This is a genomic window from Gracilibacillus sp. HCP3S3_G5_2 (genome assembly GCF_052063305.1).
Classification (GTDB): domain Bacteria; phylum Bacillota; class Bacilli; order Bacillales; family Amphibacillaceae; genus Gracilibacillus.
In genome coordinates this window covers 1-15,698 of sequence record NZ_JBQHXU010000008.1, presented here as the reverse complement: position 1 = coordinate 15,698, position 15,698 = coordinate 1, and the positions used below count along the sequence as shown (strand labels likewise).

Annotated in this window: 13 protein-coding genes; 2 read left to right on the top strand and 11 right to left on the bottom strand. The window is 35.5% G+C overall.

All coding sequences use genetic code 11. The features are described from left to right. Positions 1 to 4: 4 nt before the first annotated feature. Positions 5 to 727 (top strand): hypothetical protein, encoded by a 723-nt coding sequence (locus ACTNEP_RS12605; protein ID WP_441162372.1) that lies wholly within the window; start codon positions 5 to 7, stop codon positions 725 to 727. A gap of 427 nt (positions 728 to 1,154) precedes the next feature. Continuing rightward, on the top strand, positions 1,155 to 2,009 hold the full coding sequence (locus tag ACTNEP_RS12600) for an MBL fold metallo-hydrolase (protein ID WP_441162371.1): 855 nt from the start codon (positions 1,155 to 1,157) through the stop codon (positions 2,007 to 2,009). Positions 2,010 to 2,255: 246 nt separating this feature from the next. Here ACTNEP_RS12600 and glnA read toward each other — a convergent pair whose 3' ends face one another. The 11 genes from glnA to ACTNEP_RS12545 form a co-directional block, all read right to left on the bottom strand. Next, a complete protein-coding gene (gene glnA / locus ACTNEP_RS12595) occupies positions 2,256 to 3,587 on the bottom strand; it encodes a type I glutamate--ammonia ligase (protein WP_441162370.1) in 1,332 nt (443 codons plus the stop codon). A gap of 25 nt (positions 3,588 to 3,612) precedes the next feature. Continuing rightward, positions 3,613 to 4,008, bottom strand: a complete 396-nt coding sequence (locus tag ACTNEP_RS12590) for a MerR family transcriptional regulator (protein WP_441162369.1) — start codon at positions 4,006 to 4,008, stop codon at positions 3,613 to 3,615. Between the two features lie 102 nt (positions 4,009 to 4,110). Next, positions 4,111 to 5,328 (bottom strand): aminotransferase class I/II-fold pyridoxal phosphate-dependent enzyme, encoded by a 1,218-nt coding sequence (locus tag ACTNEP_RS12585; RefSeq protein ID WP_441162368.1) that lies wholly within the window; start codon positions 5,326 to 5,328, stop codon positions 4,111 to 4,113. After that, the gene (hflX, locus tag ACTNEP_RS12580; RefSeq protein WP_441162367.1) at positions 5,288 to 6,577 is read right to left on the bottom strand and encodes a GTPase HflX; all 1,290 of its coding nucleotides are present in this window, start codon (positions 6,575 to 6,577) and stop codon (positions 5,288 to 5,290) included. Before hflX ends, ACTNEP_RS12585 begins: the two co-directional genes overlap by 41 nt. A 90-nt stretch (positions 6,578 to 6,667) precedes the next feature. After that, on the bottom strand, positions 6,668 to 6,892 hold the full coding sequence (gene hfq / locus ACTNEP_RS12575) for an RNA chaperone Hfq (RefSeq protein WP_441162366.1): 225 nt from the start codon (positions 6,890 to 6,892) through the stop codon (positions 6,668 to 6,670). 38 nt (positions 6,893 to 6,930) lie between these two features. Then, on the bottom strand, positions 6,931 to 7,866 hold the full coding sequence (miaA, locus tag ACTNEP_RS12570; protein WP_441162365.1) for a tRNA (adenosine(37)-N6)-dimethylallyltransferase MiaA: 936 nt from the start codon (positions 7,864 to 7,866) through the stop codon (positions 6,931 to 6,933). 68 nt (positions 7,867 to 7,934) lie between these two features. Further along, the gene (mutL, locus tag ACTNEP_RS12565) at positions 7,935 to 9,779 is read right to left on the bottom strand and encodes a DNA mismatch repair endonuclease MutL (protein WP_441162364.1); all 1,845 of its coding nucleotides are present in this window, start codon (positions 9,777 to 9,779) and stop codon (positions 7,935 to 7,937) included. Next, positions 9,780 to 12,383 carry a DNA mismatch repair protein MutS gene (mutS, locus tag ACTNEP_RS12560; RefSeq protein WP_441162363.1) on the bottom strand — a complete coding sequence of 868 codons (2,604 nt, stop codon included), beginning with the start codon at positions 12,381 to 12,383 and terminating at the stop codon, positions 9,780 to 9,782. Between the two features lie 328 nt (positions 12,384 to 12,711). Beyond that, a complete protein-coding gene (locus tag ACTNEP_RS12555) occupies positions 12,712 to 13,275 on the bottom strand; it encodes an outer spore coat protein CotE (RefSeq protein ID WP_441162362.1) in 564 nt (187 codons plus the stop codon). A 263-nt stretch (positions 13,276 to 13,538) separates the two neighbouring features. After that, positions 13,539 to 14,426, bottom strand: coding sequence for a VanY-A/VanY-F/VanY-M family D-Ala-D-Ala carboxypeptidase (gene vanY / locus ACTNEP_RS12550; RefSeq protein ID WP_441162361.1), 888 nt, complete (start codon positions 14,424 to 14,426; stop codon positions 13,539 to 13,541). Between the two features lie 100 nt (positions 14,427 to 14,526). Next, positions 14,527 to 15,600 (bottom strand): ATP-binding protein, encoded by a 1,074-nt coding sequence (locus ACTNEP_RS12545; RefSeq protein ID WP_441162599.1) that lies wholly within the window; start codon positions 15,598 to 15,600, stop codon positions 14,527 to 14,529. Positions 15,601 to 15,698 lie beyond the last annotated feature (98 nt).

The following is a 15,698-nucleotide window of genomic DNA, read 5'->3' as shown; positions in this document are numbered from 1 at the left end:
ATTTATGGGACTATTTATTAATAAATCCGAACATTCAAGTGTATTTCAACATAAAGGAGAGATTCAAGTTCCAAATCAACGTTATTTTAAAACGGATTATTTCGCTGAACTAATTCATAAACAGAAAAAATTCAATGAAACTATAACCAAAGAAGTGAAGGATATAAATAAAAGGCATCAGCAATATGAATTTACAGAGGCGAAAAATTGGAATGAACTGCGTATTAGTTTAGCACATCTATCTGAAAGAACTACAAAGCAGGAAAAATTTGAACAGGATGCAAGGGAGTGGCTACATTTGCTTGAGAAGAAAAATCATGAACTAAAATGTTTATTGAAAGAGGAAAAAGATGTAAAGCAAGAGATAAAAGAAAAAATAAATCATGTTAGCAAGTCAAATCAAGAGATCATACGACAGCTTTCAGACTATAAGTCATCTTCGGAGCAACTTACCTCTCAGATGAATGAAATGTATACACTACATCAACAAATGATAGACCAAATTTCTAAACAGGATAAAAAACAAGATAAAGTTCTAGACCGCTTTGAAAATCAAGAAGCATTAATGGAAAAAACATTAAGACAGGTAGATAATCTTCGCTCAATTTTATTCGAGCGAGCTTATCACATTGTAGAAAAAATAGAAAACAGTTGGAAGCCACTTACTATGATGATGCCGGGGAAAAATAAGGAGATAAAAGAAAAAAACAATAAAGTAAGACTATAAGGGGCTTGTCAAGAAAAGTGTGTAAGTTGGGAGTGTTATATTAACTGTGTAAGTAAGAAATGCGTACGGTTTCTTACTCACACAGTTTTCTATTTGGTAGAAAAATAACTATAAAAGCTAATCCACTAACCCCATACATGGAAATAAAGAAAATATATTTCCGTAAGTTATATAATGAAAGGCAATAAGTTTGAAATTGATGAATTTGAATTGGTCGATATTCAAGAAATAAAATTACTTTATTTCCAAAATAAGAAAGCTTATACAAAAATATGTTAGGTAGTAAAACTTTTTATGGAGGAAAATACTTTACAAATAAATATGAAAGAATGCACTTAAACTAACGTACAGGTATGGTTAAAATAGATAATCACTAAAACTACATAAATGTATTACTTTGAAAAATGTTTAAGGAGGACTGTTCGAAATGAAAATTGAATTTCTTGGAACAGGTGGGGCAATAACTATACCACGACCACTTTGTAATTGTAATGTTTGTTTAGAAGCAAGAAATAAAGGGATACCATTTAGTAGAATGGGACCAAGTATATTTGTACATGGCCCTAATTTATTGATAGATACACCTGAAGATATTTACCATCAAATCAACCGTTCTACTATTGATGATGTCAAGGGGATCATATATTCCCATTGGCACCCAGACCATGTAATGGGGAGAAGAATTATTGAATCTTTAAGTGCGGACTGGATTAACTATCCCCCTCAAAATAAGAAAGTAGAAGTTTATATTCCAGAACAAGTAGATATAGATTTCAAAACATTCCTTGGTAGTAGTGACCATTTAAACTTTTTTGAATCACAAGGATTTGCTAACATAAATCGACTAAAAGATGGAGAGAGTTTATTCTTAACAAATACAAAAGTTTTTCCGTTTAGATTGGCGGAGAATTATGTTTATGCTTTCTTAATTGAAAGCGATAGCAAAAAAGTGCTTATTGCTATTGATGAGTTGAATAATTGGAAACCACATGAAGATGTAATAGGTGTTGACCTCGCTATATTACCAGTAGGTATATTTGAATTTCATCCATTGAGCGGCGAAAGATTATTACCCGAAGACCATCCTGTTTTTCAGGAGGAAGCGACATTTAATGAAACATTAGAAATTGTCAAAACTCTTGGAGCTAAACATGTAATCTTAACACATATTGAAGAACCATGTGGGTTAAGTTTTAGTGAATTTAGGGAGTTAGAAAAGAAGTTGAAAAGTTCTGGATTAAATGTAGAGTTTGCTTATGACACGCAATTGGTAAAAGTATAATTTTTTTAGATAACGGGGGCTTTAGTTTAATTGATCAGTTTTAATATTTCTAAAAGATTAAGCCCAGGCTTTCCACACCTGGGCTATTGTTAACTATGAATCATATTTTAATCAAATTACATCATCAAGCGATGATTAATTTTTTTGTGGGTGTTTCGTGGTGCGGTTGTGGGCTGACAAAACCACAACATTTTATCACACAAAACAAAAACCCTCGACACCAACAGTGCCAAGGGTTTTCATAGATTAATAGGCTTGGATATATTGTTCTCTTTCCCAAGGATGTACTTGTGTACGGAACATATCCCACTCGATTTCTTTTGATTCGATGAAGTGTTCAAATAAGTGCTCTCCTAGAGCTTCAACAATAACTTCATCTTTCACCAATTCATTTAGTGCGTCTGCTAATGTTGCAGGTAAATCTTTTACCCCATTAGCTTCACGCTCTTCTTTATCCATAATATAGATGTTACGATCTACTGCTTTTGGAGCTTCCAGATTATTTTTAATTCCGTCCAAACCAGCAGCTAATAACACAGATAAAGCTAAGTATGGGTTAGCAGATGGATCTACACTACGTACTTCAACACGTGTACTTAAACCACGAGATGCTGGTACACGGATTAAAGGACTACGATTTGAACCAGACCATGCTACATAACAAGGTGCTTCGTAACCAGGTACAAGACGCTTATAAGAGTTTACAGTAGGGTTTGTTACTGCTGTAAACGATAGTGCGTGCTTGATAATCCCTGCGATAAATTGATAAGCAGTTTCACTTAATTGAAGTGGTCCATTTTCATCTAAGAAAGTATTTGTGTTGCCTTTGAATAATGACATATTACAGTGCATACCAGAACCGTTCACACCAAATAGTGGTTTTGGCATAAATGTCGCATGTAAACCGTGTTTACGTGCAATAGTTTTGACAACAAGTTTAAATGTTTGGATATCATCAGCGTGCTTAACAGCATTAGAATATTTAAAATCAATTTCATGCTGACCAGGTGCAACTTCGTGGTGAGATGCTTCAATTTCGAATCCCATTTCTTCTAATTCAAGTACGATATCACGACGGCAGTTTTCACCTAAATCTGTAGGTGCAAGGTCAAAATATCCGCCTTTATCATTTAGTTCTAAAGAAGGTTCGCCCTTTTCATCTAATTTGAATAAGAAGAATTCTGGTTCTGTACCAATATTAAAGGATGTAAATCCAAGTTCTTCAGCTTTTTTAAGGTTACGTTTTAAGTTATAACGTGGGCATCCTTCAAATGGCGTACCATCAGTGTTATAAATGTCACAAATAAAACGTGCTACTTTACCTTTTTCAGAAGTCCATGGGAATACAACGAAAGTATCTAGGTCTGGATAAAGCTTCATATCAGATTCTTCAATACGTACGAAACCTTCAATTGAGGAGCCGTCAAATACCATTTCATTGTCTAACGCTTTATCCAATTGGCTTAACGGAATCTCAACGTTTTTGATTGTTCCAAGTAAATCAGTGAACTGCAAGCGAATAAATTTTACGTTTTCCTCTTTGATTCTTTGCTTGATCTCTTCTTTGGTTAATCCCATTGCTTAAACTCTCTCCTTTATATTTTTAATGGAAGAATCTTGATAATTCTCCCTGTCTTAACGAAGTTTTACCTAATCTTCCAGCATCCAATAATTCCTTTTGCAAAATTTTACGTAATTCCTTTTCAGATATTTCGGAAGATTTATCTTCCGAAACCGATTGGTCTGTCTTCGGCATGCTCTTCATTTCAAGCACTTGTTTAATCCCTGCTAAATTAAGACCTTTTTCAATTAATTCTTTAATTTCTAAAAGCCTATCGACATCATTGAAGGAAAAAAGCCTTTGATTCCCTTCTGTCCGAGAAGGATGGATCAATTGGTGCTGTTCATAATATCGGATTTGTCGAGCAGTTAATCCAGTAAGTGATTTAACAATTCCGATAGAAAACAAGGGCATGGAACGTCTATCTAAATCACTCATCTCATTCACCCCTTCCGTCTGTTTTCTATAAGTCTATTATACACCGTGTAAGAATGGTGTCAAGACATGTCAGAAAACTTAACATATATTTTTACTTCCTCTTTATATTAACCCATTCGCTGCTTTAATAACCGCTAATTTTACATGACTGTATGTTAATCCTCCTTGGACAAAGGCTGTATAAGGCGCTCTTATCGGTCCATCAGCTGTTAACTCCAAACTAGCACCTTGGATAAATGTACCTGCTGCCATTATCACATCATCTTCATAGCCTGGCATTGGTGCAGGATATGGAAGTACATGTGAATTAATCGGTGACTGTCTTTGAATTGCCTGACAAAAGGCAACCATTTGCTTAGCGTTTGGAAAAGTAACCGTTTGGATTAAATCCGTTCGGTGAGCATCATAGGCAGGTGCTGTGTTATATCCAAGCTTTTCTAAGTAAGCAGATGTGAAAACAGCACCTTTAAGAGCCTCACTTACTACATGTGGCGCGAGAAATAGTCCTTGATACATTTCTTGAAGCATCCCGATACTTGCTCCTACTTCCTTACCAATACCCGGAGCAGTTAGACGATTTGCTGCCATTTCTACATACTGTGTTTTACCTACGATATAACCACCCATCCTGGCAATACCACCGCCTGGATTTTTAATCAAGGATCCTGCAATAAGGTCAGCTCCAAGATCAGTAGGTTCATTTGTTTCTACAAATTCACCATAGCAGTTATCTACAAAAATAATGACGTCTTCTTTTAATTGGCGAATGAACTTAATGATTTGGTCCATTTCATCCATCGTTATCGAAGGTCTGTCATCGTATCCTTTCGATCGCTGGATTGCAACAACTTTTGTCTGCTCATTCACCATTCGTTTTACTTCTTTCCTATTAATTAGGCCATCGTTAAGATCGGTATAATGAAATTGAACACCGAAATCGGTTAAGGATCCTGGAACATATTGTTCATGGCCTATGACTTTATTCAATGTATCATATGGTTTTCCGGTAATATACAACAATTGATCTCCTGGACGAAGCACACCGAATAAAGCGGTACTAATAGCATGTGTTCCAGAGGTGATTTGGGGACGGACAAGCGCATCCTCTGCGCCGAATACAGAGGCATATACGGCTTCTAGCTTGTCTCTCCCATAATCATCATAACCATATCCAGTTGTCGGGTTAAAATCACTATCACTTACCTGATGATTGCGAAATGCTTTTAATACTTTTTCTTGATTACGTAGTTCTTTTTCCTGTATCTGTTGAAAAATTGGTTCAATTTGTTTCTCGACTTCCCTTATTACTGATTGATTCATCTAGATGAAACTCCTTTATCTCTTTCATTATGGCATGATTTGGATCGACATACCCATTCACATAATAACCACCATCACCCTCTACATATGACTGTTTTTCGAGGATAGTATATTGCCGTATCTTGCCTAGTTTACTTGCATTGTCTTCAGAAACAAAACCCGCAAAATAATTCCATTGTTGTTTGATGAGATTTTCCACTTCCTGCTTAACGACTAAAATATCATTATCTTCTAAGGCACTGATCTTTAGATAAGGATGGGAAATTGGAATAAATTCATCGGATTGAATGAGATCCTTTTTATTATAGATTGTTAACATAGGTATGTTATCTGCTTCTAATTCTGATAACAATCGATAAACAGTCTTTTCGTGTTCATCACGGTTAGGTGCAGCAACATCTATAACATGAAGAATAAGATCTGCTTCACGGACTTCTTCTAATGTGGAACGAAAAGCAGCAATTAACGCCGTTGGTAAATCCTGAATAAAGCCTACCGTATCTGTTAATAACACTTCGAGATTGGAGGGCAATTTCATTTTTCTCGACAATGGATCAAGTGTTGCAAACAGTTTATTTTCATAAAGAGAATCACTTTTCGTTAAGCTGTTAAACAATGTAGACTTCCCTGCATTGGTATAGCCGACTACTGCAACTTGAAAAAGCTGTTTTTTTCGCCTATTACCACGGTATTGTTCCCGTTGATTTACAACTTGCTTTAGACGGCGTTTAATATCATCCATCCGGTTTTGAATGTGACGACGATCAGATTCAAGCTTTGTTTCACCTGGTCCTCTTGTACCAATTCCCCCACCAAGTCTTGATAACTCCGAACCTTGGCCGTGCAATCGTGGTAGCATGTATGTATATTGTGCAAGCTCGACTTGCAACTTCCCTTCTTTCGTACGTGCTCGTGCTGCAAAAATATCTAATATTAACTGGCTTCGGTCAATTACACGAACATTTAAGTGTTCTTGCAAATTTCTAGCCTGGCCTCCAGATAATTCTTCATTCGTTATAACTACTTCAATTTCTTTATCGTCTATTATTTGCTTGATCTCCTCTAATTTCCCTTCTCCTACATAGTACTTACGATGAGGGGATGAGCGTTTTTGAACGATTGTTTCAACTACTTCTCCTGCTGCGGTGTCTACCAGCGCTTCTAATTCACTTAATGAATAATAAAATTGTTCTTCATCTTTTTGCTCATGCATAATTGCAATTAATAATACTTTCTCGATGTTGATCACCTACTACTTTTCTTTTTATTGTAAAAACCAACTTTTCTTTTTAATGCATAGAAAAGGCGCTACTTATAGAATAGCGCCATCAATGCATCTTTATTCCTTATCAAGCGTAACATTTTTAGAAGGAACAAAAGTAGATATAGCATGCTTGAATATTAACTGCTGCTTTCCTTCTGTTTCAAGCAACACAGTAAAATTATCGAATGCTTTAATGACTCCTCGCAATTGAAATCCATTCGTTAAGAAGACAGTTGCTGGAATCCGTTCTTTACGAAGCTGATTTAAATACTGGTCTTGAATATTGACTGTTTGAGACATGGTAGTACCTCCTCTAATTTCTCTATGTTTTTTATATTCTATGTTTCTTTATAGAATCCTTCTAAATCTGCTAAAATATTTTGAAAAACCTGATTCTTCGTTTCTACTGTAACAGGATACCAATTAACAGGCATTTTATTTTTAAACCATGTATACTGCCTTTTAGCAAATCTGCGCGAATTTCTTTTTAATGTTTCCGTTGCTTCTTCTAATGATACTTCTCCTTTTAGGTAGGAAAGGATTTCTTTATATCCAATTCCTCGCATAGCCTGGGTATTTTCAAGACCAGCGTGGTAAAGACGTCTCACTTCTTCAATTAAACCTAATTCGATCATTTGATCGACCCGTTTATTTATTCGCTCATATAAGAGAGAGCGTTCCATTTCCAAACCAATAATACGAAAATCATAACGGGATTCAGCTTGCTGCTTTTGCTGATACTCAGTCATTGTCATACCTGTACGGTCATAGACTTCCAGTGCTCGAATAAGACGCCGTCGATTATTAGGATGAATTTTCTCTGCTTGCAAAGGATCTACTTCTCTCAACCGTTGGTAAACAGATTCAATTCCTTCACGGTCTATCTGGGCCTCAATTTGCTCGTGGTATTTACTAGAACGCTCATTACTAGCAAATTGATAGTCATATAAAACAGATTGTATATATAACCCAGTCCCACCCGCAATGATCGGTAATTTATTTTTTTGCTGGATTATCTTTATATTTTCTTGTACTTGCTTTTGAAAGTCTGCAACTGAAAAGGTTTCGGTCGGATCTAAAATATCTATCATATAGTGGGGTACTCCGCTTTTTTCTGCTTCCGTCACCTTTGCTGTACCTATGTCAAGTCCTCGATAGATTTGCATGGAATCTCCACTAATTACTTCACCATTCAATCGTTTGGCAACCTCAATAGATAATGCTGTTTTTCCTACCGCAGTTGGGCCGACAATGACGACTAATTTCTCGTTCAACTTATCACTTCCAATGATGACAATACTTTCTAACAGTATACATTACATTAATCAATTCTTCATCTATATTACATAACTCGCTTAAACATTTTTTCCATTTCATATTTAGTAAATTGTATAATAATTGGTCTGCCGTGCGGACAAGTAAACGGCTCTTCGCATTTCCTCAAGTCATCAAGAAGTCGTTGCATATCCTCTTTATTTAAGTAGTGATTAGCCTTGATAGATCTTTTACAAGACATAAGAATGGCTACTTCTTCTCGTAGCTTGTACAAGTTGACTTGTTTTTCTTGAATTAATTGATCTACCATGTCACGTATTATTTCCGTTTCCTCTCCCTTAGGAAACCAATAAGGATGAGACCGGACAATATAAGTATTTTGGCCAAAAGCTTCTAAGAACAAGCCTACTTTTTGTAGTTCCTCTTTATATTGCTCTATAAATAGTGCTTCCTGCTGAGTAAATTCAAATGTTAATGGTACTAATAAGTCTTGAACATGGCTTTCTACTTCCCCTATTTTATCACGGTAGTATTCATATTTAATTCGCTCTTGTGCTGCGTGTTGATCGATAATAAACAGCCCTTCATCATTTTGTGCCAATATATATGTCCCATGATGCTGACCAATTGGATACATCATTGGAACACGTTCAGCTTGATTGACGACAGGTTTCTGCTCATTTATAGTAACTTCGAGATTTTTGTCTGCTATATTATTATATCCATTATCTTCCTCGGTAATACTACTGGCAACATGCTCAGGTTCACGTATTATTTCGATATCGTCTTCGATAGAATGTTGATTAGATTTCTCTTCGGAAGATTCTTCCACTGATTGTTTTTCTATCTGTTGAAATTGGTCAAAATCAAATTGCGGTTGCTCTGACTGTTGTTTAGGTACACTTTTTTTCTGTCCACTTGGAATCAACGTCTGATGATGAAGAGCCTCTTTCACCATTTGTTCCACTGCTTGAAATAGCTCTTTCTCTTTACTAAAGCGAACCTCCAGTTTAGTTGGATGGACATTCACGTCAATTAAGTATGGGTCCATTGTTATATTCAATACAACTACTGGTTGTCTGCCAATTGGCAGGAAAGTATGAAAACCATTCGTAATAGCTTTTGCAAGACCGACACTTTTAATAAATCGACCATTAACAATAGTTGTTATATAATTCCGTGATGCTCGATTCACTTCAGGCTTAGCAATATAACCAGTTATTTCATAATCGAGCGTTTCGGTAGCCACTGGAATCATCTGTTTTGCTACTGACATTCCATAAACAGAAGCTGCGATTTGTCGCAAATCCCCTTTTCCTGTTGTGTGAAAGATACGCTTATCATTATGTGTTAGCTCAAAACGAATATCCGAATGGGAGAAAGCCATACGATTAATAATGTCGGTAATATGACCTAACTCGGTATGAACCGTCTTTAAATACTTTAGGCGAGCAGGCGTATTAAAGAAGATATCCTGGACCGTAATTTCTGTTCCTTGCCGTGCGTCACTTCTTCCTTCTTCTTTTAGATGGCCACCCTCTAATAACATTCTTGTTCCCGCTTCATTTCCCGTAGATGTTCTGATTTCTAATCGACTTACAGCTGCAATACTTGCTAGGGCTTCACCGCGAAATCCTAACGTTCTCACATGAAATAGATCATTTTCATTTTTTATTTTGCTAGTTGCATGTCGTAAAAAAGCTTTCTTGCATTGATCATGCGGAATACCATCTCCATTATCGGTAACTTTAATTTCTTGTAAGCCCGCATCTTTAATATCAATTTTGATCCAGCTACTATTTGCATCCACACTATTTTCAACTAACTCTTTCACCACTGAGGCTGGGCGTTCTACCACTTCACCAGCCGCAATTTTATTGGCTAAGTAATCTGGAAGCTCGTTGATCTGCATCTATTTTCGCCCCTTTATTTCTTGTGCTTTCTTGTGTAGCTGGTAGAGCTCATTCATAGCATCCATAGGCGTCAGCTCTAACAATTGAAGACTTTTCAAAGAATCTACTATCTCATTTTGAACTGGATCTTTAACCTTTTTCACAGATTCTTCCGGTGAAAAAAAGGCGATTTGTTCCATTGTAAAGTCTTCCTCTTTCTTGTCGGAAGAAGTAGATTGTGGCTCGTTTGACTTCCCTTCTAGTTGAGACAAAATAACATTTGCTCTTTTTATTAAGGAATCAGGCAAGCCTGCTAATTGTGCCACATGTATTCCATAACTCTCATCTGCTGCTCCTTCATGAACCTGATGAAGAAAAACTACTTTTCCTTCAATTTCTTCAGCACGAACATGAATATTTTTGAGTGCAGACAAGTTTTCTTCTAAACTAGTTAATTCATGATAATGAGTGGAGAACAGTGTTCTAGCTTTAATATGGTCATGAATATATTCAATAATCGATTGAGCGAGTGCCATCCCGTCATATGTACTCGTACCTCGTCCGATTTCATCTAACAATATTAGGCTATCCTCTGTTGCATGTTGAATTGCATGGTTTGCTTCCAACATTTCGACCATAAAAGTACTTTGGCCTGACACCAGATCATCAGCTGCACCAATACGAGTAAAGATTTGATCTGTAATAGATATTTGAGCGCTTTGAGCTGGAACATAGCAACCAACTTGAGCCATGATGATTGTTAAAGCTAACTGACGCATATACGTACTTTTTCCTGACATATTTGGACCAGTAATTAATAAAAGGTACTTATCATCAGTTAATTCAATCGTATTCGGAACAAATTGTTCATCTTTCATCACTTTTTCCACTACAGGGTGCCGACTTTCTTCCAAATATATACGATGGTCTTTTGTAAAAGACGGCCTTACATAATTATTTTCTTCACTTACTGTAGCAAAGCTTTGCAATACATCAATCTCACTCAATGTATCTGCTAATCGTTGCAAATCAGGAATATACTTTTTAACTTTCTCCCTAATTTCAAGAAAAAGTTGATATTCTAATTCGACACTTTTCTCTTCTGCTTCTAAAATTAACGCTTCTTTTTCTTTCAATTCTTCCGTAATAAATCGTTCTGCATTGGTCAAAGTTTGCTTACGTTGATAACGTTCTTCTGGGATCATAGGGAGGTTTGGGCGCGTCACCTCAATATAATAACCAAAGACTTTATTAAAGCCGATTTTTAACGATTTAATACTTGTTGCTGCCTTCTCTTTTTGCTCTAGTTCTGCAATCCAGTTTTTTCCGTTTCTAGAAGCATCACGATATTGATCCAACTCCTGATCGTAACCATCCTTTAGGAGATTACCATCAGTTATCGAAATCGGTGGGTCTTCGGCAATACTCTTATCAAGTAATTCAAATAACTCAGGTAATGGATCAATACTTCCTGCCAGCGCTTGTACAGCATGACTATCAAATTGTTTTAGCTGTTCTTTAATGAATGGTACTTTGGCTAAAGATCTTTTTAATTGAACTAGGTCTCGTGCGTTTACATTTCCAAATGAAACCCTTCCTGACAACCGTTCCATATCATAAATAGACTGCAATGCTTCTCTGATTTCTTCACGTTCAAAAAATTGCTCATAGAAGCCGTCCACTAAATCTAACCTTTTTTCAATTAAGGATTGCGTCAGCAAAGGACGCTCTAACCATTTCTTTAATTTTCGTGCTCCCATGGCCGTCACTGTTCGATCAATCACCCATAATAGACTGCCAAACTTCTCTTTTCGTAATAAAGATGACGTAATTTCAAGATTACGTTGTGAATACATATCTAATGTCATATATTCAGCCAGCTCGATTACTTGGGCTCTTTTCAAATGATCAATTGCACGTTTTTGGGTGTGAAATAAATATTGATATAATAACGTACAAGTATGCTTTAAATGCTCAATTGAAATATCTCGGACAAGTTCCGTAATTGCTTGATCAGGTTCACCTTCTTTTGCATATGAAACCGTCAATTGCATTTTTTCTTTTAGCTCATCTATATATACAGTAGAAAAGTCTTTCTCGACTACAACCTCTTTAATAGGACGATTAAATAACTCACTTAAAACCGCACTCCAACCACGATTGATTTCCATAACGAATGTTTCACCTGTCGACATATCGGTATAAGCTAGGGCAAACGTCTTGGACGATATTTCTGTCACCACGGCGAGGTAGTTATTTTCTTTATCATCTAGCATATTTCCTTCCATCACCGTACCGGGAGTAATAAGTTGTACTACTTCTCTTTTGACTACTCCTTTGGCTGCTTTTGGATCTTCCACTTGCTCACAGATCGCAACTTTATAACCCTTGTCTATTAAGGCTTTTATATAATTTTCTGCTGAATGAAAAGGAACCCCGCACATTGGGATCCTATCTTCACCGCCACCATCTCTGCTTGTCAGTGTTATTTCAAGTTCTAAGGCTGCTTTCTTTGCATCCTCAAAAAACATTTCATAAAAATCGCCTAAACGAAAAAATAAAAAGCAATCCTGGTAATCTGCTTTTATTTTTAAATACTGCTGTATCATCGGCGTATAGCTCATTCTAGTAATCCCCCACAACATCTTTCTTTTCTTGCATTTTAAGATTTTAATAATTATCTTCGATTATCGGATATGTAAACTTAGATTTTCAAAAAAGGTTTGAATATTGACCAAGTTTTCTACTAACATTATAGCATAGAAAAAGAAAGCAGATAAACATTTAATAAACGGTTGTCCTAACCGTTGATGAGAGAGTATTATATACCGCAGCGTCGATTTCTCATGCAACAGAATAAAAGAAAGCCATTCAAAATGACCATTATTATTTTATGTATTTTCTAAAAAGGCAAGAAAAAATACAGTGTGAGCATTCCCCACACTGTATACGTTATTCTTCTTCATGATCGTCAAGGAAATCAGGGTCAATTTCATCGAATTCATCATCTGATATTGCTAGATCCCAATCTTCATCATCATACACTTTGCCTTTTGGATCTACTTTGACAGAGACTTTTGTTTCGCCGATCACTTCTACAAGAAATTCGCGTTCGACATCCACTTTTATTTTATTACCTTTAGATTCAATACTACATTCTAAACAATTTGGTTGTTGAATAACTTTGGCAATCACATCACATTCATCACCGATATGATGTTTATCCCGAATCGACAACGGAATATGATCACTGTATTCTACTCGTTCTGATACTACTTCTGTTTTTGTATTATCGTTATATGCATACCATACGTTGACATCATAACTTCCTCGAATTTCAACTGTATCGTCTTTAACTAATTTAGCACGATAATTATGATTGATTATCCAACAACCTAATATACTGGATGGACGGTGCGTAGGTACGATAGTATTCGTTTCTTGTTTAAATTTCCTTCCTTTGCCAATGACCGCTTTTGTTATAATTTCTCGGTATTCTTGGTCTAAATAAGACATCGAATTATAACCTCCCTCTCATTTCAATATCATTATATGCGAGATATTCGTCTATAGTGCCTTCATTCTTTTAAAAAATGTTGGCCATAGAGCCTACTTCATCCTATGCAACTGCCTAGGAATGTGTACATATGTAAAATGAGGGATTATAATTTCGTTACAACCCTACCTACAAAACGGTTCACAAATAATATTCACTTTTCTCAATTCTTTCCTTCATTATAAGGTCATGAATTTTTACATTATCCACCTTATTCCATTAACTATTTTTCGTATACAGTCACAATTATCCCATCCATATTGTTTCCTGAAATCTCATACTCCTTATTTTCTGGTAAATTAATTGTTAGGTTTTTGGAAAAAGGATAATATGTAACAGTGTATTTCTCATCCTTAAACTCTATAGAAACTTTTTGCTTCTCCTTCAGATAATCCAAGTACTCTTCTAACACAAAATTCTTCTTCTTCATAATCGCACTATGTGGTAACCCTACATACCGAATATGCCAAGGTTCATATTCGATCCCTGTAATGTGAACTTTGTCTTCTGGATAACGTAAAATAAAGCCATATTTCCAAGCATTTTCTTTTATCCATTCTCCTTCTGAAGCTTTATACATCGATGTTTCGGTAGAACCTACATCAAGTGCTAATCCTAAATTGTGTTCACTATGTCCTGGCGGTAAAACATAATCATCGCCCGTATCTTGATAAAGAACCTTTTGTTCTTCAAAATCGCGAAAACCACTACTAATTAAAAAATGATTAACCCCTTCTTCTTGAGCAATAGTAACCATGTTAGAAAATTTTTGTGCGACATCTTTTGATAAATACATTTCAGACTCTAACAACACATATCCTTGTGTTAACTCGTTATCTGTAAATAAATTAACGATATCCGATTTTACACTGTCTTGGTCTACAGGATATTCACTATTGACCAAAAGTAGATTTCCGCGCTTGATTTGATCTTCTGTAATTTCTTTCTGTATAGTGTTTTCAGATGAAAATTCACCATCTAATGGATCATCATAATTCTGATTAGAGGGTTTAATCTCTATATCTGGAATTTCCTGGGGATCATGTACTATATAAACAATGGAGATACCACAGCATACTAACAAAAACAATAAAATTACCCACTTTTTCATTTTTAGTTCCTCCTCTTTCTAGTTGACTAAAGTATAGGAAAAACTTTTTAAATAAAAAGTAGGGTAAAGTTTAAATTTTTCTTAAATTTGTACATTGTCTTTATTCATTAACTGGTTCACTTTCCTGTGGTAAGCGCACTTCAAATATCGTGCGTATTAAATTGCTATCAACATGAACCGTTCCATTGTGCTGTTCAACAATATTTTTCGCAATAAACAGGCCAAGGCCGGTACTATTTTCTTTCTGAGTACGTGCTTTATCCCCTGTATAGAACATGTCAAAAATATGTGGAAGTTCATCCGGTGGAATGCTATCCCCATAATTGATGATTTGAATAACGACTTCCCCCGAATCGATAAAACCATTGATATCTATATACTGACCATCATATCCATATCGAGTTGCATTCGTCAGAAGATTTTCAAAGACACGTGCTAACAGATCCCCATCAGCTAAAATTGGTAATGTGGAACTCAATTTTGTTCGGCATACTAAATTATTTTTTTCGAAGATAGGATACAATTCTTCCTTTAATTGATGCAATAAATCAGATAAATCAATTTCTTTTTTATTAACTGGTAACTTACCATAGTTCAATCTAGTTATTTCAAATAATTCATCAATAAGTCCTTCTAAACGCTTAGATTTAGTAAAGGCAATCATTAAAAAATGATTAATCTGTTCTTGGGTCAAGTTGTTATCCTTTAAGACTAAATCTATATAACCTAATACAGAGGTAAGAGGTGTACGCAAATCATGAGCTAAATTTATAACTAACTGATCTTTACTACTTTCAGAGAAATCTCCTCTTTCTATGGCTTGTTGCAATTTTTCACTTGCCAAATTAATGTCCTGGGCAATGTCTTTAAATTCATCATTTGTTTGAATGTGAACCGTATTTGTAAAGTCACCACGAGCAAGATAATGAATCCCATTCGATATCTCATTAAAATAGCCAGAATAAGGCTTAGTAAAGAAATAGAAAAACAAGACGGAAAGTGGAATGAAAAAAAGTAAAAAGAAATTAATGTCCCCAACCCTTCCGATGAATAAACGAAGTTCAAATAATGGATCTCCATAATCTACCATAGTGTGATAATAAAATTGTAGAACTTTAAAGATAAAATATGTTATCAGTCCAGATAAAAGTAAACTCAAACGGGAGTGTAATATAAACTGTGTAAGTAAGAAATGCGTACGGTTTCTTACTCACACAGTTTTTTATTTGGTAGAATAATAACTATAAAGCTAAAGGAGTGTTTTAAATGGGC